Here is a 22,436-nt window from a genome sequence, read left to right as displayed (position 1 = left end):
AGTATTAATGAAACTCATTTCATGGAATGTTAATGGACTTAGAGCCTGTATGAATAAGGGCTTTATGGATTTTTTTAAAGTAGTTAATGCTGATGTATTCTGTATCCAAGAATCTAAAATGCAACGTGAACAAGCCACATTTGATTTTCCTAATTATGAAGAATATTGGAATAGCGCCGAAAAAAAGGGGTATTCTGGAGTGGCAATTTTTAGCAAAACCAAACCCTTAAGTGTCGCGTATGATATGGGTATAGCACACCACGACAAAGAAGGGCGTATTATTTGTGCAGAATATAAGGATTTTTATCTTGTCAATGTCTATACGCCAAACTCTAAACGCGAACTAGAGAGATTGTCATATCGTATGGAATGGGAAGATGATTTTCGCGCCTATCTCAAAAATCTCGAGAAAACAAAACCTGTGATTGTGTGCGGAGATCTCAATGTCGCTCACCAAGAAATTGATCTCAAAAATCCAAAAACAAACCGCAGAAATGCCGGTTTTACTGATGAAGAGCGTGAAAAAATGACGCAGCTTCTAGATTCTGGATTCACTGATACATTTAGGCATTTTTATCCCACACTAGAGGGAGCGTATAGCTGGTGGAGTTATATGGGCAAAGCGCGAGAGAATAACACAGGGTGGCGGATTGATTATTTTCTCTGCTCTAAAGCTTTAGATTCAAAACTCTTAGATGCTAAGATTTATCCTGAAGTTTTTGGTAGCGATCATTGCCCTGTGGGCTTAGAAATCAATGCGCAATAAAATTGATTTTGACAATCAAACTGATTTTAAAATCAGCGATGATCTGCTTTTATTTTTAGAAAAGATTTTTGATAAAATTCTATTAGACCTAGAACTCAAAGATAAACAATGCGAATTGCTTTTGGTAGATAATCCAACCATTCAAAACCTAAATAAAACTCACCGTAATAAAGACAAACCCACTGATGTGCTATCATTCCCTTTGGAATCAGATTTTTCTCCTTTACTTGGAAGCATAGTTATTTCACTTGATTTTATTAAACAAAATAGCGAGAAATACCATCACACACCCAATGATGAAATGGCGCTCTTGTTTATTCATGGAGTCTTACATTTGCTTGGCTTTGATCACGAAAAAGATATGGGGGAACAAAGATGCAAAGAAGAAGAATTAATTACTTTTTTTAATCTACCACAAAGCCTCATTGTTCGGAATCAAGAATGCTAGGAAAAACCCATTTAGCTTTTGGGCTTGGTGTTGCTTCTTGTGGAATCTATGCGATTAATTTTCTGGGGAAACCGCAACTTTTATCTTCTCAAGATTTAATTCTTTTTTATAGTACTATTAGCATTGGTGCGTTATTGCCCGATATTGATGAGCCCCAATCTCTCATAGGTAGAAAAACCCTTGGAATCTCAAATCTTATTAAATTTTTCTTTGGGCATCGCGGATTCACACATAGCCTTTTGTTTGTCGTTTTACTAGCCATAGCATTAGGAGCTTTAATTTATTTTAAGATTCTATCTTTGATTTTAGCAATAGGCTTGGTTTTAGGTTGTATTTTACACCTAATAGGCGATATGATGACGCCTAGTGGAGTGCCATTGCTAATGCCTTTTAGCCTCAAAAACTACCACATTTTGCCTAGAGTTTTGCGGTTTAAAACAGGTGGAATCTTTGATTATTTAATCGGACTTATTAGTGCAGGTGCTTTTATTTATTGCAATACTAAGCCATTGCAAAAATATTTTTTGATATAATCCAAATCATTCAAAAATCTTAGGATAGTTAATGCTAAACCAACTCAAAACCATAGAATCAAAGCGCCTATACACTGCATTTTTTATGCTAATTGCAGTTGTTTTAATTATTTTTTTTCACAATCCTTTCTTGCTTTGGAGTGTTTTGGGGATTGCCTATATAGTTGCTTTTTATGAGGCTTACAAACTCTATAACAAAGAAGCCCCCAAGTGGTTTTTTTTATTGTTTTGCATTTTAATTTGGATTAGCATCTTTTTTTCTCCCTCCTTAAATGGGCTCTTTGTTGCTCTGGTTTTTCTAGCATCCTATCAAGCCTACACCAAAAAGGGTAAAATTGAACAAATAATGCCCTTTATCTACCCCACTATTCCCTTTATTTTACTTTATCTTCTTTATTTAGAATACACCATTAATGCCATTATTTGGCTAATCTTTATTGTCGCCCTAACAGACAGCTTTGCTTATTTTGGCGGAAAACTCCTTGGTGGAAAACTTTTTAGCAATAGTGCTTTTTGTATCACTTCTCCTAATAAAACCAAAGAAGGGGTTTTGATTGGAGTGAGTTGTGCAGTTATTGTTGGCACATTTGTGGGACTTGGCGTTTGTGAATTTTTCACTTCTTTTGTCTTTAGTTTTTGTGCTAGTGTTGCAAGCGTTTTTGGCGATCTTTATGAAAGCTACCTAAAAAGAAAAGCAGAAGTCAAAGATAGTGGCAGTATTTTTCCAGGACATGGTGGAATGCTAGATAGGCTCGATGGATATTTCTTTGGCGCAATCATTCTTTATGCACTTCTTGGAATCATTCAAAGGTAATTTACAATGATTGTTTTAGGTTCAACAGGTTCTATTGGAATTAGCACCCTAGCTATCGCCAAACGCTTTTTGCTAGAAATTGAAACACTAAGCGCAGGTAAAAATATCTCCCTTCTTAATGAGCAAATTCTTGAATTTAATCCCAAAAATGTAGTTATTGCAGACAAACAAGATATTCCTAAAATCACCAAAAAATTTAGTGGAAAAATCTATTATGGCAAAGATGGTATCTTAGAATCCATTTCTGCTTCCAAAAGTAATTTAGTGATTAATGCTCTTGTTGGCTTTTTGGGTTTAGAGCCTACACTGCATTCTCTTAAAGAAGGCAAAAGGGTTGCTTTAGCCAATAAGGAAAGTCTTGTTGTTGGAGGAGATTTCATTGATACTTCCAAAATCATTCCCATTGATAGCGAACATTTTAGTCTTGCCTATCTTATGAATTTCAATCCTGCAATCCGCCCATTTAAAAATCTTTATATCACTGCAAGTGGGGGTGCCTTTAGAGATACTCCCCTAGAAGAAATCCCCTTGCAAAATGCTGCTAATGCGCTTAAGCACCCCAATTGGAGAATGGGCAAAAAAATCACTATTGATTCAGCAACTATGGTTAATAAGCTCTTTGAGATTCTAGAAGCACATTGGCTTTTTAAAACTCAAAATATTGATGCTTATATTGAGCGAAACTCTCAGATTCATGCCTTAGTAGAGTTTTGGGATGGAAGTGTGGTAGCACATTTTGCCAATGCCAATATGCAACTCCCTATTGCTTATGCCATTGCCCATGGGCTTAATTTAAAAGAGGATTTTTTACAATCTTTTTCTAATTCTCCCCTTATCCCAAGCATTAGCTTAACAAATCAAAACTACACCCTAGAGCCCATTTGCACCAAACGCTATCCTTTATGGAATCTTAGAAAATCTCTCTTAGAAAATCCTAAACTAGGCGTTATTTTAAACGCAGCCAATGAAGTTGCAGTTGAATCTTTTTTGTCCCACGCTATTCCTTTTGGAAAAATTACAATCATCATTCAAAAAACCCTAGATCATTTTCACAGCACACTACCAAACTCTCTTGATGAAATCTTTGCATTAGACACTGAAGTGCGAAAATTTACCCAAAGCACTTTTAATCTCTAGTGCTACTTTACTTATTGTATTAATTATACTATTATCTTTTAACAATTTTTATTATTAGGAGTTTTAAATGATTAAAAATTTCAAAAAAATCTTAGCAGTCTGTGCTAGCACTTGTTTGCTCGGAACTTTTATTAATGCTCAAGAAACCATTTATGATGCAGATAAAATTGCAGAAATTTTCTATAAACTAAATGGCGACCCAAATGATAGCAAAGCAAGAGTGAATCATAAAAAAGGATTTTGTGCAAATGCTACTTTTATTGCCGATAAGAACTTCAGCCTTTCTAATATAGATATTCCGCTTTTCAATCAAGCAAATATTCCCGTGCAAATTCGCTATTCTCTAGGTGGCGTTATACAAGATGATAGAAGCAAACAAAGAGGTATGGCTCTTAAATTTATGGGAAAAGATGATTCTTGAACTATGGTAATGCTTAACACTGAAATTAACTTTGCTAGGACCCCAAAAGAATTTGGACAATTCTTTGAAATGAAAATTCCAAATTTTATGGACCAAAAAACTATTGATGAGCTCAGTAAAAATGTAAATTCTTATAAAAACTTTAGTGCATATTTAGATAAAATTGGTATTTCAAGCCTAGAGCATACTCCTTTTTATAGCATTCACACTTTTTGGTTTAAAGAAAAAGGGAAAAACGAAACTATTCCTGCTAGATGGAAATTTATCCCCAAAGATGGAATTAGCTATTTAAGTCAAAGTGAGCTTAAGAGTGCTTCTAAAGATTTTCTAAAAGAAGGTTTCATAGCTTACACAAAAAATAAATCTGTTGAATATGAAATGTATCTTGAATTTCCTAACAAAGGAGATGCAGTTGATGATACAACCGCTTTGTGGAAAGGGAATCACAAGACTTTATTAGTAGGAACACTCAAAGCTGAAAAATACGATGGTGAAGCGTGCAATCAAGATGTTTATTTCCCATCAGAACTACCAAGCGGAGTAGAAGCACCTAAAGATCCTATTTTCAATCTTAGAACACCTACCTACGCAATCACTTTTGGAAAGAGACAATAGACATTGCCTACTATAATCCACTTAAATCTTAAGTGGATTACTCCACCCTACAGCCATTTTTTCTTTTTAAAATAGAGAAGTGGTAAAATAGTTGAAATAATCATCACTACTAATACAATTGGATAAGAATAAGTCCATTCTAACTCAGGCATATGCTCAAAGTTCATTCCATAGATTGTTGCAATGAGTGTTGGAGGCATCATAGCCACCGTTACCACCGTAAAAATTTTAATAATTTTGTTTTGTTCTATATTAATTTGACTTGCAAAAAGTGTTTGGATATTATCTAAAATATTCATATTAACATTAGTAAATTCCACCAATGAATTAATATCTTTCAAAACAATCCCCAAATCCTTTTTCACTTCACTATCAGCTTTATTAGTCCTAAGCAATGCTGTAATTGCAAGTCTTTTGTCAAACAAGCTATCTCGCAAACTCAAATGCATTTCCTGCAAAATAGAAAGCTTCTCTAAAATCTCATCACCAAGCTGCTTATCAAAAACAACCATACGCCTTAACAACCTTGTTTCTTTAGCAATTCCCTCAAGCATATCCGCATCTTTTTCTACGCGCAATTCAAAAATTTTTGAAATCAAATCAAATCCATCTTCAAAATTCTTTGGACTTGCTAAAACACGCTGCTGTATTTCATCAAAAACTTTAAATTCGCTATAGCGCACAGTAAAGAGAATATTATGCGTAATAAGAAAAGTAATAGTTTCATTATGAAATATTTTCTCTTCATTGGGGCGCGTTAGAAAGTAAGTGTTAATCGTAACGGTTTCACTATCTTCCCAATACCTTGCTGATTCTTCAATTTCTTCTCTTTCTTCCTTAGTAGGTATATCCAAAAGATAGGTTTTAGAAATATAAGCAATCTCTTCAACATTAGGATGCAAGAGGTCAATCCATAAAATATCCGCACCAATTTCAATATTTCTTACAGATGCAACGGTCTCTCGAACAACCATACCATTGCGTTTAGTAAAAAGATTCAGCATCCAAGCCCCTTTAAATAAAACTTTAATAATCCTTTTTCTCTAAGACCTCAAAAGCCGGTAAAACCACACCCTCTAACAACTCTAAACTAGCTCCTCCGCCCGTGGAAGTGAAACTCATACTATCTTTATTTCCTGCTTTATCAACAGCATCTGCCGTATCTCCACCACCAATCACGCTATAAGCATAAGTGTCGGCAATAGTGTGTGCGATACTAAAAGTTCCTCTTGAAAACTTTTGCTGTTCATAAACTCCTAAAGGTCCATTCCAAATAATGGTCTCACTTACCCGAATCACTTCATTAAAGAGTTTTACCGTGGCAGGTCCAATATCTACTGCCATTAACCCATCTGGAATATCTTGAGCAGGAGTAATCTTTATCTCTTTAGGTTCTTTTACATTGTCTGTTGCCACAACATCTACAGGCAAATAAACTTTAACACCTTTTTCTTTTGCGCTTCTTAAAATATCTTTTGCATCTTCTAATAAATCATTTTCTACTAGAGAGCTTTTAGTGTCATAACCAATTGCCTTTAAAAAAGTGTTACTCATCGCACCACCGATAATAATTTTATCAACTACTTCCAAGATGGATTTTAAAAGTGTTAATTTTGAAGAAACCTTAGATCCTCCAACAATCAACAATAAAGGGCGCAATGGATTAGACAAAGCCACTGCAAAAGAATCAATTTCTTTTTTAAGCAACAATCCCGCCACTTTTTCTTTTGTATATTCCGCGATTCCATAGGTTGAGGAATGTTTTCTATGCGATGTTCCAAAAGCATCATTCACATACACATCGCATAAATTAGCCAGTTTTTGAGAAAGTGCTGGATCATTTTTCTCCTCACCCTCATAAAAGCGAATATTTTCTAATAGCACGATACTTCCATCAACTAAAGTATTTAAGGCTACTTGTGCATTTTCTAAACTCTCTACAAAAACAACATCTTTAGCAAGTAATCTCTCTAGTCTTTTTAAAACATGCTTTAGTGAAAACTCATCACTTTTGCCTTTTGGTCTGCCAAGGTGGCTTACAAGAATGATAGATTTTGCACCATTATCAATACAATAATTGATAGTTGGGATCGCTTCCCTAATCCTTGAATCATCGCTAATATTCAATTCATCATCCATAGGCACATTAAAATCCACACGAATCAAAACGCGCTTATTTTTAATATCAACCTCACGAATACTCTTTACACTTTGCATTAATTGGATATTTTTGCTCATATTTCAATCCTTTTTTGTTTTAATAATGCTAACAAAAAATGACTTAATCTTTAATGTAATTAATATCCTTTAAACGCTTTGTGGCAAAAGAATCTCAAAACCTTTCTTGTTTTCTGCTAATAGCTCAATGCTACCTTCATGTGCTTGGATAATCTGCAAAGACAAAGCAAGTCCCAAACCATTCCCCTTAAGTTTAGTGCTTTTAAAAGGCTCAAAAAGGATTTGTGGATTCTCTATGGGTTTGCCATTATCAAAAATCCTAAATACTACTCCCTTATCTGTTTTTTGGTAACTTATCTCCACTGCACCTTCTTCTTCACCCTCTTCAATGGCATCAATGGCGTTAAAAAGGAAATTTTGCAAAACAATGCACAACAAATCAAAATCTGCTTCAAATGATTCTCCGCTAAAATCAAAAGCAAAATGAATATTTTTAGAATAAGTATAGTAACTCAAAGATTCTTCCAATTCATCTTGTAATTTTTGGGGATCAATTTTACTTTTTTGGATATGCACCCCTTTTGAAAAAAGCAAAGTTGCTTTAATAATTCGCTCCACTCTCCAAATTGATTTTTTAATTTCCAAAACCAAAGTTTTATTTTTTATATCCACTCGTTTTAAAAGTGTAGAAGCAAGTAGCGCTACAGAGCCAACTGGATTGCGAATTTCGTGTGCTAGATGCGCAGAAATCTGACCCATAGATGCTAGTCTTTCACGACGCTTTTCACTTGTAATATCGGTAGCAGAAATAATGATTTTATTTAACTTTTGATTAGTCTGAACCAAATAAACTTTTGAATCTAGCTCAATTTCCTGACGCTTGGTCTTTTGCAAATCAAAAGCTTCCAAAAGCTCTGGAATCTCCGATGCAAGGCTATTTTGATAAAAAATCTCGCCCCCCTGCTCCAAAACCCAAACGGCTGTTGGTAAAATATCAAGCACTTCTTCAAAAAGTGCCTTAAGCTCGATAAATTCTTTTTCAACTTCGTAAGTTTGAGTAATAAGCTCTTTTAAGCCTTTGGCAAATGATTCCTTATCGCTACTACTAAGCGATTCAAGTAAATTTTGATCAATCACTTGTTTCCTTGTTTGCTTTGTAAATCTTTTAGATAATCAAAAAGTAAATCACTAAAACCAAAACTCCCACTTAAACTTTCTGATAAAGTATCACGATACATCGATTCATAAATATCATGTCCTGGGGCTTTTGGATATAACGAATCATCCATTTTCAAAGCCGTATCAAGCATATTTTTTATAATCAATGCTTCAAAGGCATCAGTTTGCTCTCTTAAACGCGTGTCATCATCAGTCTTTTGAATAGTCGGAGCCTGCTTTGCTGCATCTAAAATATCCTTAGAATATGCGTTTAAGTGATTAAAATTAATTTCCATAATTCTCCCTTTTAAATAATCTCTAAATCTGCGTTAAAAGCACCTGCTTTTTTCATTGTTTCAATAATGGCAATCATATCTTTTGGAGTAGCACCCATTCTTTGCAATGCCCTTGTAACACTTGAAATTGTTGGATTATTGGGGCTTGTAACCATTGCTTGCTGCGGACTAAAGACTGCTCCTGAACCCATATCCACCGCTTCTGGATCATTAGCCGCTTCATTGGAAACTTTGATGGTAATATTATTGTGTGTTACTACCACTGGAGAAACTTCAACCCCCATTCCTGCAATAACCGTCCCTGTTTTTTCATTAATAATAATCTTATCTTCTCTAACATAATCCACATCAATATCTTGCACGCGCGCTAGAAACTCTACCATACTCAAATTTTCTGGTCTTTGGAGTTTGATGGTTCGAGGATCAATTGCTATAGCAATAGGTTTATTATTAGGACTGGCGCCAAAAGTTTCGTTGATTTTAGTTTGAATCCGCATAGCATTTTGGAAATTAGCTTCTTTTAAGCTCAAAGTTGCATTAACTTTGCTATACAAATCATATGTAACTTCTCTCTCAACAATCCCTCCATTTGGCATTGTTGCTGCAAGAGAGTGGTTAGCGCTTCCTCCTCTTTCATTTTTTCCACCAATCCCCACTGCTCCTTGTGCTACTGCATAGATTCTACCATCTAATCCGCTTAATGGAGTTAAAAGCAAAGTTCCTCCCTCAAGCGATTTGGCATCCCCAATGCTAGAAACTAAAATATCAATCGTATCTCCCTGTCTAGCAAAGGGGGGCAATTTGGCTGTTACCATTACTGCTGCGACATTTTTAGATTGTATATCATTAGGATCGATTTTAACATTCACGCTCTCTAGCATATTTGAAATAGACTGCATCGTAAAAGTGGAAGTTGTCTTATCTCCGCTTCCATTTAATCCAACTACCAAACCATAACCAATAAGCTGATTATCTCTCACTCCAACAATATTCACCAAATCACTCACTTTGGCAGCAAAAACTGGGGTAACCAAAAAAAGACTAAAAAGAAGAGATATTATTTTTTTCATAGCTGCTATATCCTTATTTTCGCTAAAGTTTAAAAACCAAAAAAGCAAAAAACATTCCAAAAATATTTTTTGATTTCAATATTATTTTAATCATTTTTTGATAGAATTTCAACTTTAAATCATACTACATTTTTCGGAGTATAGCGCAGCCTGGCTAGCGCACACCCTTGGGGTGGGTGAGGTCGTGGGTTCAAATCCCGCTACTCCGACCATTGTTTCTCTTTAATAAGCCAATCAATATTTTAAATCATTCAACCACTTAAAATTTGATTCAAAACTTAAATATTACTAAAATTAAAAAACTAAGCATAATCTAAAAGGTTTTTTGGATAGAATCCTATTTATAAGAACTATTTTTATTTTCTTAAATAAATTAAAATTTTAGGAATTTTATGAAAGATTACTCAAAAATTATCACAAAGCTAATAAAATTTTTACAAACAGAAGTGCAAAAAAGAGGATTCCAATCCGTTGTCTTTGGGCTAAGCGGAGGAATTGATTCTGCAGTTGTTGCTGTTTTGTGCAAAAAAGCTTTTGGATCAAATATTCAAGGACTTTTAATGCCCTCTTTGCAATCCTCCAAAAGTAGCCTTGAAGATGCACTAGAACTCTGCAAAGCCTTTGATATTTCTTACTCCATTCTCCCTTTAGAAAAACCCCAACAAGGCTTTTTAGAGACTTTAGAAGGGCTTGAAAATAATCCAGCTAGAATTGGGAATCTATGTGCTAGAATCCGAATGATTTATTTATACGACTATGCCTTTGCAAACAATGCTTTAGTTATTGGGACAAGTAATAAAAGTGAAATTTTGCTTGGATATGGGACAATTTTTGGTGATTTAGCTTGCGCAATTAATCCCATTGGAAATCTCTATAAAACAGAAATTTTTGAAATTGCCAAACTTCTAAATCTCCCCCAAAATATCCAAACCAAAGCACCTAGCGCGGATTTATATGAAGGGCAAAGCGATGAAAAAGAGCTTGGATTTTCTTATTTAATTTTAGATAAAATTATGCAACTCTTAGAGCAAGGATTCTCTAAACAAGAAATTTTAAATCAAAACCTACCACAAAAGGCAATTGATATGGTTATTCAAAGAATAAAAACAATGGAATTTAAAAGAAAGATTCCAGAAATTGCACCTTTATAAAAGGATTATAAATGCTTAAGTTTCCCTATTTTATCCCCGATATTACAGAAAATGAGAAAAAACTTATCAATCATGTGCTTGAAAATCCAAGCCACAATATCACTCAAGATTTAGAAGAAGCTTTCAAAAGCTACACTGGAATCAAATATGCAATTTCTGCAAATAGTGGAACTGCAGCATTCCATCTCTGTCTTTTTGCTATGGATATTAAGCGCGGAGACAAGATTCTTTGTTCTGTAAATTGCCACCCAAGCTTCCCAGAAATCATTCGCCATTTTGATGCTGAACCCATTTTTATAGACATTATGGAAGATACTTTTGAAATCTCTTATGAAAAATGCAAAGAGGCGCTAGAAAAAAACAATCTCAAAAAAACTCGCGCAATTATTGTAAGCCACATTGCAGGACAATTTTGCAATACAGAGCCCTTTTATGAACTTGCTAGGCATTACAATCTTAAAATTATTGAAGATGCGACTATGGCACTTGGATTAACTCACAATGGTATTAAAATAGGAAATCAAAAAAGTTTTGCCACTATTTTTAGTATTGTTCTTGATTCTTCTAGTCCTGTAGCACAAGCTGGAATCCTTGCCACACACGATGAAAAACTAGCTAATGAAGCCACTTTATTACGCTATCATGGAATTGTAAGTGAAAAAATTACAAGTGTGCGCCCACAATATCTCTATGATGTCGTGGGGATTGGCAATAAATACAATTTAAGTTACCTAGATGCCGCTCTCTGCCTTAGCCAACTAAATAGAATGGATTATATTATCAAAAGGCGCAAAGAAATCGCTTCTCATTATATGCAAAACCTAGCAGATACACCGCATATTTCTATGCCTGTAGTTAAAAATGAGCATATCTTTTTTCACTTTATCATCAAAATTGACAAGAATCGCGATCACTTTGCTAAAGAGCTAAAAGAAAGTGGTATTGAAACTGCTTTGCATTTTGTACCCTCACATCTTTTAACCTATTATAAAAGCAAATACAAATTCAAAATTAGTGATTTTCCCATCGCTCTTAAAAATTACCAACAAATCTTAAGTTTGCCTATTTATAGTGCAATGAAAAAAGAAGATATTGATTATATTTGCAAAGAAATTTCAAGACTTGCAACTCACAGGGTATAATATGAGAACTTTAGAGAAATACTTTTTTGCACCAAGTTTGCTACAAAAAATTTTGGCTTTCTGCTTATTGCCTATTAGCTGGATTTATTGTCTCATCGCAACACTAAAGCGAAAAATGTCTATTCAGCAAGACTTTCAAATTCCCATTATTAGTGTTGGCAATCTCATCTTAGGCGGAAGTGGCAAAAGTCCTTTTGTTGCTGAAATTGCAAAAGACTATGATCAAAGCTGCATTATTCTAAGAGGTTATGGGCGCAAAAGCAAGGGATTAAAAATCATTAGTCAAAATGGAAATATTCTTGAAACTCCAGAAGTTGCCGGCGATGAAGCAATTATGCTTGCCAAATTACTCCCCAATGCCTTAGTGATTGTTAGCAAAAATCGCACAGAAGCTATCCTAAGAGCTAAAGAAATGGGGGCAAAAGTTATCTTTTTAGATGATGGATTCCGTTTTAATTTCAAAAAACTCAATATTTTATTAAAGCCAAAATTAGAGCCTTATTTTAGCTTTTGCATTCCAAGTGGCGGCTATCGCGAATCCAAAAGAGCCTATAAGGAAGCTGATATTATCGCCAAAGAAGGGCAAGATTACACTAGAAAGGTGGAACTCCTCTACCCAACACAAAGAATGCTTTTGCTAACAGCTATTGCAAATCCATCTAGGCTTGATTCATACTTGCCTAATGTAGTTGGAAAAATTATTCTCAAAGATCATTCTTATTTTGATAAGACAAAGATTTTAGAATCTTATGCCAATCTCAATGCTACTTCACTGCTTGTTACTCAAAAAGATGCGGTTAAATTAGAAGATTTTGGGTTGCCTCTTTCCATTCTTCATCTTGAATTGCATATTGCGCCCAATATTAAAGAAAAAATACAAAAATATGTGCAAAGCTATTTACAATAAATAGCTTTGATCCACAACCTAACAATTTTAAGTTAAAACATATTGAATAGGAATTTGAATAATCACATCATTTTTAGGTGTTGGAAAATCTCGCCCAGCGCTTAGAATTGTCTTAATTGCAGATCGATCTAAAAGCGAGTGCTTAGAAGGCTGAATCACTTTCACATTACCTAATTCTCCATTTTTAAAAAGCTTAAACTCTACCATCACAATCCCTGCCATTCTTAGCATTCTTGCTTTTCTTGGATATTGAAGATTCTTGTCAATTGCTTGTTTTATAGAGAGCAAAAAGGGATCATTCACTTTTCCAAATGTCAAAGTAGATGGAGCTTGAGTTTGAGCATTAGAAACACTAGGGGTAGCAGGTGGTTGCGCATGTGTTGCTTGATCTAAAATAGGCTTTGGTTGTGGTAATAGTTTTGTATTTTGAACATTTTTTTCTTTAATAGGTTTTGTTTTTTGAATCGGTTTTGGTTTTTCCATTACTTTAGGTTTTTGGGGAGTTTTGATTTCTTCTTGTATAGGCGGTGGAGCACTCTTTTGCGCTGCAGGATTTTGTGCAAAATGCATAAGAGAAATTGCCATAGTTTGAGTTTGTAAGCCAATATCCTTTGGGACAAGATAAGATGAACCATAAAAAAGACTTAAAAAAATTACGGCATAAATCCCACTTGCAACCAAAAATGACTGCAAAGTGCTATTGTTTGGCTTGTGTTGCAATGCTAAAGTTTTCATGTGCTTTTCCTTTTAAAATATCAATAATTTGAATGAAAGTTTCAAATTTTGCATCCTTATCACTACGCAATTCTACTAGTGTCTTAGAATCAAGCTTTTCTAACTCCACTTTTAAATTCTCTAGCGCTATTACTTTTTCATCCAAATAAATTTGATTGTCCTTATCTACTAGAATTTGCACCTTTTTTTCATCTTTTTGTTGCTCTTGATTAGTGCTTTGTGGAAGCTCGATTTGTATTTTACCTTGCGCGATAAAAGTTGAAACACTTAGCACAATGGCTAATAGAACCAGCATAATATCGATAAAAGGAACGATATTAAGCGATTCATTTTTAGGAATCTTGACCATAAGTTGCCTTTGTTTTATAAAGGTTGCTTAAAAGAGTAATCTTTCGATACAAAGCATTATAAGCAATCAAAGTTGGAATCGCCACTGCAAGACCTAAAGCTGTCGCTTTTAGCGCAAGGGATAAACCTGTCATAATCTCTTTAGTATCAATGCTGCCACTTAACCCCATATCATAAAAAGTAATCATAATCCCAATCACCGTTCCCAAAAGCCCAACATAAGGTGCATTAGAATAAATAATATAAAGAGTAGTGAGATTCTTAGTAATCGAATCATCAAGAGATTCTTGCGTTTTATAATCACTAAACTTAATTTTAGAGAAAAATATCACTCGCTCTATCGTAAGCCACAAAGCTATAAAGCCCATAACTCCAAGGATTCCAAAGATAATATAATCAATTGTTTCTTTGAGGATTTCCATTGTTTTCCTTTGATATTAAAAATAATTATCAAAATTGTATCATAAACAAATTAATCTTTTTTGAAATGCAAAAATGATTCACTCTGGATTTTCCTAAGAGCAAAATATTGCCATAAATTTTATTCAGTCAAAAGCAATAAAAAATGTAATTATTTATTAAATTGTAGAGTTATTTTAAAATCTAGCAAAAAGTCACATTTGATCTAGCTACACAAACCCCAAAGGCTTCTTAGCCTTTGGGGTTTGCCAAAATTAATTAAAAGTAGAATCCTGTGCTTATATAAAGTCTATCTCTTCTTTTTCCATCTGCTACATATTTATTCACAGCTTTAGCTAAATCTATTTTAATATAAAAGTAATTAGCCATAAGATAAAGCAGTTCTAATCCTGCTGCATCCACAAAGACATCATTTTTATCTCCCCTTCCTGCCATATTGATTGAATTATTTTGATAGTCTTCATTCCAGCCATAAGCAAATTCATAAAAGGGTGTAAGATAAAAATTAGGGCTTATGAGATTTGTTCGCAATCCAAATGTAGCTAAAATCATACTATCAGCTTCTCCAAATCCATTAGGATAAGCTCTAACCCCATAAGGTCCTCCTAGGGATGTAGTTTCACTAGAATCTAATTGATAATCCCCTAATGTTTTTTGCAAATTAAGATTAATAATTTGCGTTAAACTATCATTAAAATAATAGGAGTTATTTAAAGTGGCATTAAACTTCCAAAAATCTCCCATAGCAGGGCTTGATTCTAAAAGTGAGCTTCTAGGCTTCACTTCTCCATAAGTTATTCTTGCATTGTAGCTTAGAATATTATTGGGAATTAAACCAAAGGTTCCTTCAGTCCCTAAATAAAAGGCATCACTTTCCTTATTAAAATTAATTCCAAAGCTTCCATAAATATCTTCAAGCTTTCTATAAACATAACCTCCAGTAAGGTATAGGGAATTAGTGGTGTTAATAAAAAGCGGATAGGCTAAATCCACTCCTAAATCTAAAGCATTTCCATAGGCATCTAAATCCTTATATTCTCCCCCTAATTCATAATTGCTTCTAAGCACTCTAGGAGAGATTTTAAGATTCCCTAAAAAGGTATTATAGGTTACTCCATAACTCTTTTGCATTTCATCAGAAAGTTGTGCAAAGTAATTAAGAGAATCCCCATATCCTAAGAGATTATTTAAAGCACCACTCACACCAGCTCTATAGACACCAGAACCTTTGCTTCCATAATTGTCAAAGAAAAGCATCGCATTGGCTTTTTTAGAATCTTCTATTGTAATAATCACATCTGTAGTTTCATACTCATTCCCAGCAGTCAAACTTCCACTTGCTTTAATTCCTGACATTTCATTGATTTTATAAATCACATCTTCTAATTCTTTAGTTCTTAAAATCTTTCCTTGGAGTGATTCTTTTAGCTTAGAGCTAATAGCATTCTCTTTTAGATGCTTAGAATAATTTTTAACTTGATATTCTCCTAGTTTGCCTAGCATAATATTAACTTGGATTGAATCTGTGATTTCTTGTTGAGGGATATAGGCAGTTGCTGAAGGGTAACCATGGTATTGAAAATAATAAGAAACGATATTAGCAATTTCTTGTAAGATTTCCACGCTTAAATCCGATCTTTTTAGGGCAACAATAGATTCACTAAGCCATACTTCATTAATTCCAATATCTTCTAAAGTGAGTGTTTTTCCATCTTCTTTGGTATCCACAAAGAATTTATATTTAAAGCGAAACTCTTCATCACTTGGCACCACTAATCCCTCTTTATCTAAGGCTTCTTTAGAATCTTTTTGCAAAGAATCTTGTTTATTCTTTCTAATATCTAAAGGGGATTGTTTATTTTTTAGAGTATTTTGAATGTTTTTGTTTTGAGGGATATTTTTATAAGGAGAAATTTCCATCATTTGCTCTAAAGCTTCTGTGTTTTCTTTGTTTTGTTGCGAGAGTGCTCCTGTTAAAAGACAAGAGACTAGAATGATGCTTTTTAAAAAAGGTTTTTCCATAAGTTTCCTTTGTTTTATGTTTTTATTTTGCTTTAGGCAATTGGGCAATATAAGCACTCACTGCTTCAATATCAGAAGGGGTAAATTTCCAATTTTTCATATTAGCATACATAATCATTTTAGCTCCTCCATTATCTGCCATCCCTGCGGCATAGCCTTCAAGTTGCTCTATAAGATAGGCTTTATCTAAACCTCCAATTTTGATATTGCCCTTGCTTCCTGGAGCCACTCTCTCTCCATTGACACCATGACAAGCAATACATTTTTTATAAAGTGCTTCTCCCTTTTGAATTAGGGCATCATTAGCCATACATACTCCCACACATAATCCTAAACCTACTAATATTTTTTTCATTTTTTATCCTTTCATTTAAAATTTTATTTGTGTTGTTGATTTTTAATCACTTTAGATTTCTCCATAAATCACTCTTCCTTCATTGCCTAAAGATAAAGTTAGAGGGATAACCCTTAGGTTTTCTTGTTTGAGTTGAGGAATCTTTTTGTAATCGAGTGTTTTTGGATTTTTAGAAATCCTCTCTAAGAGTTGATTTAATTGCGCTTCATTCATAGTATTACCATTAATATCACTAAAGCCATTTTGGCTTGAAATTAATGCAACTTTACTTCCTTTTTTAGGAGCTTTCTCTCCCTTTTTTAAAAGTAGAGTAATTTGGGATTCACTAGAGAGATTAATAGGTGTCTCTAAACTTTCAACAAGCGGTTTATCTTGATTATTAGAATGATAAATTAAACTATAATGTTCAAAGTTATTAACTACTCTAGCCCTTAAGGGTTGCTCTAAAATTAAATGGTTATCATCTGTAAGTTGCGCTAAAGAAGGTGCAGGCAGCGTGATAATATCCGCTTTATTATTTGTATAGCTTGGAACCCTAATCACACTTCCACTTAGTGCATTTAAAAGCGTTTGCTTATGAATAGAAACATTTCCACCAATATAGAGCGTATTGTCATAAGAGAGTGCTAGATTACTATTGGCATCAGGAATTGCACTTGCTGCAATATAGATAAAATCCTTTTCTTTATCATAAGCTCCAATTTCTAAATCTTGAATACTTAAGAGATTATGATATGCACTCTTACCCACTCCACCTATTAAAATCAATCCTGAACCCATAGCAATTTTATCTGTGTTAAAGCCTACATTATTAAAAATCATTTGATTATTTTTAGATTCTTCCTCCCCACGAATACCATAAACATTAAGCATAGAAGTTGCCCAATAATTACTTGCCTTAAAGAGATTATTTACTGCAAGATTGACTGCTCTAATATACACGCTACTTTCTTTATCAGCTCCCTCTCCAGAGGATTGTGCTTCTACATTGTGATAAAAGATTTGATTATTTTCTACACTCATAGCCTCTACCCCAGAGCGGATATCCTTTCTCCCAAAGACATTATTTAAGCTAATCTTATTGTGCTTGGCATACTCTGGATAATGAATAGAACCTTCAAAGTTTTCTTGTGTGGTTGCATAAACAAATAAGGGCAAGGAAACTTGAGAATCTTTAAAATCAATCACATTAGAATTTGCCTCTCCTGCTAGAGTTCTTCCAGCAATAATATTTACTCTATCATTAGGATTTTTTGTGCCATCAATAATAGTTAGATTATTTCTAATTTTAATAGTATTGTGACTTGCACCCTCACTTGCAAAAGCCCCATAAAATCCAAAGGCATTTTGTCTGAAATAAGAATTACTCACTTGCAAAGGAGATTTTAAAGCAACATCTAAAACATTGGCATTTGCCTTTCCATTTAGTGTATATCCTGCAAAAAATTCATATATTCCTTGCACTTTTACATTCTTATCCATTCTTCCAATAGAGGGGACATTTTTTAGGGCAATATAATTTTCATTAGCATTCCCGCGAGTTGTTTTCCCACCAAAGAATTCTCCTAAAAAGATAGCATCATAAAAAAGAGGAGGATTTCCATCTACTCTTAAGCCCAAAAGGAATTCATCAATGACTAAGGTATTTTTAATGGCATGGTGTGCCTTTTTGCCATCTCCATCAATAAAGGCTCCGGTAATATGAGCAGAAGCAAAGGAAGAATACAAGCCACTTGGAGCATGAATCATTAACTCTACCCCATTGAGATTAAGCTTATTTTCTCTTACATTTCCATTATAAGCCAATCCCCCAACAAGATGAGTGATTCTCTCATCAAAGACAAATTTTCCCATTTCATTTTTATAAAAAGGTGCGGTGTGAATATCAACCCTAGAACCACTTTTAGCAGACAAAGAATTCCCTATAGCATCTCCTAAAATAGCAATCCCTCCTACAACATAGGGAGCACCATTTAATTTTAGGCTATAGGTGTTTTCCACTCCCATATTAATATAACTTCCTTTTTGAAGCTCTAGGGCATTATTTTTTGCATTTCCCTCCTTAGCAACCCCTGCTGCTATAATATAATTAATCTTGCTTTCTATTTCTTTCTTAGGTGGATTTTTAGTTTTTATATGCGTTGGTTTTAGAAAAACAACTGAACTTAATTCTGCTTCTTTAATGAGCAATTTATTGTTAATACAATCGCCTTTTAGAGAATTCCCTGCTACTAAAAAAGGAAGAATTTGTATGGAGTGCAAATTTTTGTTTTGGGAATTAGCAGTGTGTGTTCCTTGCACTTCTAAGATTTCTTGCAAAGATTGATTGGGGGTTAAAATATTAAGTTTAGATTCTTGCAAAGATTGATTAGGATTTTTAGGATTAAAAACCTCTAGGGTGATTCCACTAACTAATCCTGCTTTTGAGACACCATAATAGTTAGTTCCATTGATTTCTTTAAAAGTTTGACTTTTAGAATCCCAAACCTCTTGGTTAGAAAACTGATGACTTGGAGTTTGAAAGGTTTGGTTATTGACTTTATCTGCCTGCGTGGCTGCCAATAAAGTCTGACTTAATGCTAAACTTACACCAAGGAAGCTTAACATTATTTTATTGCTTAAAAAGCACTGCCGCATAATTTTCTCCTTAAGTAATCTATGAAATTAAATTAGATTTTTGAAATTCTTTTATGTTAATACGACATTAAAAAAAGAATTAAACTTATTACAAAGGATAATGATAAAGAAAGGGATTCTTTATCATCCTTTTAAGCAGTTTTACTAAAATGCCGCTACACAAGGGCTATTGGTTTTTGCATTATCACTTACAATGCAAGCTCTTCCTAATTCCCTTTCATCTTCTGTAATAACATCTTCTTTTTCTTGTGCTGGGAGAGTGATAACTGCTTCTTTGGAAGCTAGTTCAGTTTGTTTAGCTAGTGTATTGGCAATCTCTGCACTATTGCCCCCATCAATTGTCTGATTATTGCCTGAATCATCATTGTCTGGCAGTGTAAGGATTGGTTTATCGTCTAATCCACCATTAATGCTTCTTTCTATATTGCCTCCTATATTACTTCCTACAAAGCTAAAGCTTCCTGTAACATCATTGTATTTGTCTTTAAAATTATATGTTTTTCCAATTAATGCCTCCAAGAAAGGCTTATTGTCTTCTTTGAGTGTTGCTAATAAACCTTTTGCTTCTGTATAATAAGCATCAATCTTTTCTTTTGTGTCTTTATAGATGATTTCTAATTGATTATAAGGGAGAAGTTTATTCTCTAGGGCTTCTTGATAGACTTTATCCAATCTTGCAATTTCTGCTTTTAGGAATTCAAATCGATTAAGATTAGATTGAATTCTTTCTAGTTTGGGTTTTAAAGTCCCATTGACATAATTTTTAAGTGTTTCAATAGAAGCTGCAATGCCCTCATATTTCTTCATAGAGCTGTTGTAAGTGCTTGATGAATCATTAACATACCATTTTTCAAATTCTGCTTTTAATCCATCTGTTTCACCCTTATTAAATTCTGCATAGAATTCTAGAGATTGTTTAATGGATTCTTTTAGGGTTTCATCTTGTGTGTTTTCTAAGAGATAAGAGAGAATTGTTGCATAATCTTTACTCAATGCTCCAAAATTAGTCCAATCATCAAGATTTAACACATATTCTTTATTTAAAATATCATTAATAATAGATTCTAAAATAGATACATCAAAATCACTAGCTTCAAGAGTTACACTAGAGAGATTGTCTCCATTAGAGATTGAAGGGGGTGTGGGAGAGGTTGTGTTATTGCTAACTTTTGGAAGTTTATACTCTTCATTATCAAAAGTAATCTTAGAATCTGCATCACCTATCTTACCATTAGTTACCATATGGAGATAGGAGTTACCATTTGTTCCTGTAACATATTCTAGGTTTTTTAGAGTGCTGCCATTTTGCATATGATTTTGGATTGTTTGTAAATCAGTTGTATTAGTGAGATTAAGGGCTGTTGGGTTGTAGGAGTTTATATGGTTTTGATTTGTATTGTTACCACTAAGATTCATAGCACCATAGAAGTAGATATCAGCTGCAGAAGTTAGAGAGCCATCCCCTACAAATCCACCTGCAAATCCACCTGCACCTACACCTGCACTTCCACCTGCATGATCACCACTAATATTCCCAATATTATTGAAAACAATGTTAGAAAAAGTTCCACCATTATTTATCAACGATGCAAATCCACCTGCACGATTTAATTCACTATTAATCTCCCCTATATTATTCAAAGCAATGTTAGAAAAAGTTCCATTATTTATCTGCCCTGCAAATCCACCTGCACCATTAAAACCACTAATATCCCCTATATTATTCAAAACAATGTTAGAAAAAGTTCCATATCTTATCCGCCCTACAAAACCACCTGCAACATTATCACTAATATTCCCAATATTATTTAAAACAATGTTAGAAAAAGTTCCAGCTCCTAAACCTGCAAATCCACCTGCAGAATTAAAACCACTAATATCCCCTATATTATTTAAAACAATGTTAGAAAAAATTCCGTTATCTATCCACCCTGCAAATCCACCTGCAATATCACCACTAATATTCCCAATATTATTTAAAACAATGTTAGAAAAAGTTCCATTATTTATCCGCCCTGCAAATCCACCAATCACCGAAGCACTACCCTGAAAATTTAATCCATCAATGGTTAGATCTTGCACACTTCCACCATTAATGTAGCCAAACAACCCAGCAGAATTTTTTCCATCTGCATCAATGAGTAGATTAGAGAGAGTGTGTCCATTACCATAGAAATTACCTGAGAAAGGGTTAGAAGTATCATTCCCCACAGGTTCAATTGCTCCTGCATCTTTAAAATCAATATCCTTAAGGAGTTTAAAGGTATCTATGTTGTTTGCATTTCCCCCATTAATAATATCTGTAAAACTACTCCAATCTTCAGTGTCTTTAATAGAAGTGTATGTGGTAATAGTGACATTACCATTTTGATTAATTCCTAATTTAACATCAGTCCAACCTGTTGCAGATTGTCCTACTTCAATTTTTGCGTTATTCCCTTTTGCAGTAACATTTATAGAATCAATTGTACCAATGGTATTTCTATTTGCATGTAAATCAGTATGATTAGCCGTTATTTCTAATTTTGTGTTAGTTAAACTATCTTTTTTATTAAAACTTCCAAAAGCGACTTGCTTTTTACCCTTTTCATCAACATAGTTTCCAACATTCGTTACCCTATTCCCCACAAGAACAATTTCATTAGCATTAATAGTTCCCATATTAACTATATCACCCTTATTAGCACTAAAAACAGGGGAGAAAGAACCATTATTTGAAAAAGTTTGAATAGCATTATTATCAAAAGGTGAAGTAGAAACACCAAATTTATTAGCATTGATACTTGCATCTTTGCCTATTAATACCCCACTAGGATTGACTAGATAAATATTATTAGTTCCACCATTTAATTTTCCTAGAATCTGTGAAGCTTTATTAGTATAATCCAAGTTTAAATAATTTTTTTGATTTGTAGTGAAATTAACACTTGCTTCTTTACCAATATTAAATCCACCACCCCAAGCAATGACATTGTTTTTATTATTACCTGCAATATCCATTTTGTTACCATTTGTAGCAATACTTCCTGTCCCATTTACAAACTTACCCCCACTTGGCAATTGATTATTGCTTATTGTAGGTAAATTTGCAGCAGATAGACTAGGTGATAGTGCTAAACTTGCAACAATAGAAATATTTACAAGGGATTTAGAGGATTTTACAAAATACCCCCTAAAGCAAGATGAAGAATTTAAGAAAAACTTTTTTGCATTTAAAGGGTTATTGCCCCCCCCCCCCCGCATAATAAGCGAATTAGAACTTTTTGACATAATTTCTCCTTTT

Annotated in this window: 20 protein-coding genes, 1 tRNA gene and 1 pseudogene; 10 read left to right on the top strand and 12 right to left on the bottom strand. The window is 33.9% G+C overall.

Annotated elements, in window-relative coordinates; all coding sequences use genetic code 11:
• The first annotated feature begins 7 nt into the window (after positions 1-7).
• From MKD52_RS01310 to MKD52_RS08645, 6 genes and pseudogenes are all read left to right on the top strand, one after another.
• The gene (locus MKD52_RS01310; RefSeq protein WP_242098991.1) at positions 8-766 is read left to right on the top strand and encodes an exodeoxyribonuclease III; all 759 of its coding nucleotides are present in this window, start codon (positions 8-10) and stop codon (positions 764-766) included.
• The gene (ybeY, locus tag MKD52_RS01305) at positions 756-1,214 is read left to right on the top strand and encodes an rRNA maturation RNase YbeY (RefSeq protein ID WP_242098990.1); all 459 of its coding nucleotides are present in this window, start codon (positions 756-758) and stop codon (positions 1,212-1,214) included. Before MKD52_RS01310 ends, ybeY begins: the two co-directional genes overlap by 11 nt.
• Positions 1,208-1,747, top strand: coding sequence for a metal-dependent hydrolase (locus MKD52_RS01300; protein WP_242098989.1), 540 nt, complete (start codon positions 1,208-1,210; stop codon positions 1,745-1,747). Before ybeY ends, MKD52_RS01300 begins: the two co-directional genes overlap by 7 nt.
• Positions 1,748-1,778: 31 nt before the next feature.
• Positions 1,779-2,561, top strand: a complete 783-nt coding sequence (locus MKD52_RS01295) for a phosphatidate cytidylyltransferase (RefSeq protein ID WP_112057920.1) — start codon at positions 1,779-1,781, stop codon at positions 2,559-2,561.
• 6 nt (positions 2,562-2,567) lie between these two features.
• Positions 2,568-3,698: a 1-deoxy-D-xylulose-5-phosphate reductoisomerase gene (gene dxr / locus MKD52_RS01290; RefSeq protein ID WP_242098988.1), complete on the top strand. Its 1,131-nt coding sequence runs from the start codon at positions 2,568-2,570 to the stop codon at positions 3,696-3,698.
• Between the two features lie 67 nt (positions 3,699-3,765).
• Positions 3,766-4,734, top strand: a pseudogene (locus tag MKD52_RS08645) (catalase).
• Between the two features lie 47 nt (positions 4,735-4,781).
• Here the strand turns inward: MKD52_RS08645 and corA are convergent.
• From corA to MKD52_RS01255, 5 genes are all read right to left on the bottom strand, one after another.
• Positions 4,782-5,738 (bottom strand): magnesium/cobalt transporter CorA, encoded by a 957-nt coding sequence (gene corA, locus MKD52_RS01275; protein WP_242098985.1) that lies wholly within the window; start codon positions 5,736-5,738, stop codon positions 4,782-4,784.
• Between the two features lie 22 nt (positions 5,739-5,760).
• Positions 5,761-6,972, bottom strand: coding sequence for a phosphoglycerate kinase (locus tag MKD52_RS01270; protein ID WP_112057923.1), 1,212 nt, complete (start codon positions 6,970-6,972; stop codon positions 5,761-5,763).
• A gap of 69 nt (positions 6,973-7,041) precedes the next feature.
• On the bottom strand, positions 7,042-8,049 hold the full coding sequence (locus tag MKD52_RS01265; RefSeq protein WP_112057924.1) for an ATP-binding protein: 1,008 nt from the start codon (positions 8,047-8,049) through the stop codon (positions 7,042-7,044).
• The gene (locus tag MKD52_RS01260) at positions 8,046-8,366 is read right to left on the bottom strand and encodes a rod-binding protein (RefSeq protein ID WP_242098984.1); all 321 of its coding nucleotides are present in this window, start codon (positions 8,364-8,366) and stop codon (positions 8,046-8,048) included. The genes MKD52_RS01265 and MKD52_RS01260 overlap by 4 nt, the downstream gene beginning before the upstream one ends.
• A gap of 11 nt (positions 8,367-8,377) precedes the next feature.
• Complete coding sequence (locus tag MKD52_RS01255) at positions 8,378-9,436, bottom strand: flagellar basal body P-ring protein FlgI (RefSeq protein ID WP_242098983.1); 1,059 nt, start codon at positions 9,434-9,436, stop codon at positions 8,378-8,380.
• A gap of 134 nt (positions 9,437-9,570) precedes the next feature.
• On the opposite strand from MKD52_RS01255, the gene MKD52_RS01250 reads away from it, so the two are divergent.
• The 4 genes from MKD52_RS01250 (at position 9,571) to MKD52_RS01235 (ending at position 12,636) form a co-directional block, all read left to right on the top strand.
• A tRNA-Pro gene (locus MKD52_RS01250) sits at positions 9,571-9,648 on the top strand.
• A 180-nt stretch (positions 9,649-9,828) separates the two neighbouring features.
• Complete coding sequence (locus tag MKD52_RS01245; RefSeq protein WP_242098982.1) at positions 9,829-10,587, top strand: NAD+ synthase; 759 nt, start codon at positions 9,829-9,831, stop codon at positions 10,585-10,587.
• 11 nt (positions 10,588-10,598) lie between these two features.
• The gene (locus MKD52_RS01240; RefSeq protein ID WP_112057928.1) at positions 10,599-11,729 is read left to right on the top strand and encodes an aminotransferase class I/II-fold pyridoxal phosphate-dependent enzyme; all 1,131 of its coding nucleotides are present in this window, start codon (positions 10,599-10,601) and stop codon (positions 11,727-11,729) included.
• Position 11,730: 1 nt separating this feature from the next.
• The gene (locus tag MKD52_RS01235) at positions 11,731-12,636 is read left to right on the top strand and encodes a tetraacyldisaccharide 4'-kinase (RefSeq protein WP_112057929.1); all 906 of its coding nucleotides are present in this window, start codon (positions 11,731-11,733) and stop codon (positions 12,634-12,636) included.
• Positions 12,637-12,663: 27 nt separating this feature from the next.
• Here the strand turns inward: MKD52_RS01235 and MKD52_RS01230 are convergent, their stop codons facing one another.
• The 7 genes from MKD52_RS01230 to MKD52_RS01200 all read right to left on the bottom strand — a co-directional run bounded on the left by MKD52_RS01230 (position 12,664) and on the right by MKD52_RS01200 (position 22,423).
• Positions 12,664-13,371, bottom strand: coding sequence for an energy transducer TonB (locus MKD52_RS01230; RefSeq protein WP_242098981.1), 708 nt, complete (start codon positions 13,369-13,371; stop codon positions 12,664-12,666).
• On the bottom strand, positions 13,334-13,720 hold the full coding sequence (gene exbD / locus MKD52_RS01225) for a TonB system transport protein ExbD (protein ID WP_242098980.1): 387 nt from the start codon (positions 13,718-13,720) through the stop codon (positions 13,334-13,336). The genes MKD52_RS01230 and exbD overlap by 38 nt, the downstream gene beginning before the upstream one ends.
• The gene (gene exbB / locus MKD52_RS01220; RefSeq protein WP_242098979.1) at positions 13,704-14,141 is read right to left on the bottom strand and encodes a TonB-system energizer ExbB; all 438 of its coding nucleotides are present in this window, start codon (positions 14,139-14,141) and stop codon (positions 13,704-13,706) included. The genes exbD and exbB overlap by 17 nt, the downstream gene beginning before the upstream one ends.
• 256 nt (positions 14,142-14,397) lie before the next feature.
• Entirely contained in the window at positions 14,398-16,161 is a 1,764-nt protein-coding gene (locus tag MKD52_RS01215; protein ID WP_242098978.1) for a ShlB/FhaC/HecB family hemolysin secretion/activation protein, read from the bottom strand.
• Between the two features lie 22 nt (positions 16,162-16,183).
• On the bottom strand, positions 16,184-16,516 hold the full coding sequence (locus MKD52_RS01210) for a c-type cytochrome (protein WP_112057934.1): 333 nt from the start codon (positions 16,514-16,516) through the stop codon (positions 16,184-16,186).
• 51 nt (positions 16,517-16,567) lie between these two features.
• Positions 16,568-19,153 (bottom strand): hypothetical protein, encoded by a 2,586-nt coding sequence (locus tag MKD52_RS01205; protein WP_242098977.1) that lies wholly within the window; start codon positions 19,151-19,153, stop codon positions 16,568-16,570.
• Positions 19,154-19,297: 144 nt separating this feature from the next.
• Positions 19,298-22,423 (bottom strand): filamentous hemagglutinin N-terminal domain-containing protein, encoded by a 3,126-nt coding sequence (locus tag MKD52_RS01200; RefSeq protein ID WP_242098976.1) that lies wholly within the window; start codon positions 22,421-22,423, stop codon positions 19,298-19,300.
• Positions 22,424-22,436: the final 13 nt, after the last annotated feature.

It is taken from the genome of Helicobacter sp. CaF467b (assembly GCF_022664765.1).
Lineage (GTDB): Bacteria > Campylobacterota > Campylobacteria > Campylobacterales > Helicobacteraceae > Helicobacter_D > Helicobacter_D colisuis.
The sequence above is the reverse complement of the archived record's forward strand: the minus strand, read 5'-3'. Positions and strand labels throughout refer to the sequence as shown.

Excerpts from the sequence above, each read along its gene's own strand:
- MKD52_RS01310 (WP_242098991.1), top strand. The coding sequence starts at position 8 with ATGAAACTCATTTCATGGAATGTTAATGGACTTAGAGCCTGTATGAAT.
- ybeY (WP_242098990.1), top strand. The coding sequence starts at position 756 with ATGCGCAATAAAATTGATTTTGACAATCAAACTGATTTTAAAATCAGC.
- MKD52_RS01300 (WP_242098989.1), top strand. The coding sequence starts at position 1,208 with ATGCTAGGAAAAACCCATTTAGCTTTTGGGCTTGGTGTTGCTTCTTGT.
- MKD52_RS01295 (WP_112057920.1), top strand. The coding sequence starts at position 1,779 with ATGCTAAACCAACTCAAAACCATAGAATCAAAGCGCCTATACACTGCA.
- dxr (WP_242098988.1), top strand. The coding sequence starts at position 2,568 with ATGATTGTTTTAGGTTCAACAGGTTCTATTGGAATTAGCACCCTAGCT.
- corA (WP_242098985.1), bottom strand. The coding sequence starts at position 5,738 with ATGCTGAATCTTTTTACTAAACGCAATGGTATGGTTGTTCGAGAGACC.
- MKD52_RS01270 (WP_112057923.1), bottom strand. The coding sequence starts at position 6,972 with ATGAGCAAAAATATCCAATTAATGCAAAGTGTAAAGAGTATTCGTGAG.
- MKD52_RS01260 (WP_242098984.1), bottom strand. The coding sequence starts at position 8,366 with ATGGAAATTAATTTTAATCACTTAAACGCATATTCTAAGGATATTTTA.
- MKD52_RS01255 (WP_242098983.1), bottom strand. The coding sequence starts at position 9,436 with ATGAAAAAAATAATATCTCTTCTTTTTAGTCTTTTTTTGGTTACCCCA.
- MKD52_RS01245 (WP_242098982.1), top strand. The coding sequence starts at position 9,829 with ATGAAAGATTACTCAAAAATTATCACAAAGCTAATAAAATTTTTACAA.
- MKD52_RS01240 (WP_112057928.1), top strand. The coding sequence starts at position 10,599 with ATGCTTAAGTTTCCCTATTTTATCCCCGATATTACAGAAAATGAGAAA.
- MKD52_RS01235 (WP_112057929.1), top strand. The coding sequence starts at position 11,731 with ATGAGAACTTTAGAGAAATACTTTTTTGCACCAAGTTTGCTACAAAAA.
- MKD52_RS01230 (WP_242098981.1), bottom strand. The coding sequence starts at position 13,371 with ATGAAAACTTTAGCATTGCAACACAAGCCAAACAATAGCACTTTGCAG.
- exbD (WP_242098980.1), bottom strand. The coding sequence starts at position 13,720 with ATGGTCAAGATTCCTAAAAATGAATCGCTTAATATCGTTCCTTTTATC.
- exbB (WP_242098979.1), bottom strand. The coding sequence starts at position 14,141 with ATGGAAATCCTCAAAGAAACAATTGATTATATTATCTTTGGAATCCTT.
- MKD52_RS01215 (WP_242098978.1), bottom strand. The coding sequence starts at position 16,161 with ATGGAAAAACCTTTTTTAAAAAGCATCATTCTAGTCTCTTGTCTTTTA.
- MKD52_RS01210 (WP_112057934.1), bottom strand. The coding sequence starts at position 16,516 with ATGAAAAAAATATTAGTAGGTTTAGGATTATGTGTGGGAGTATGTATG.
- MKD52_RS01205 (WP_242098977.1), bottom strand. The coding sequence starts at position 19,153 with ATGCGGCAGTGCTTTTTAAGCAATAAAATAATGTTAAGCTTCCTTGGT.
- MKD52_RS01200 (WP_242098976.1), bottom strand. The coding sequence starts at position 22,423 with ATGTCAAAAAGTTCTAATTCGCTTATTATGCGGGGGGGGGGGGGCAAT.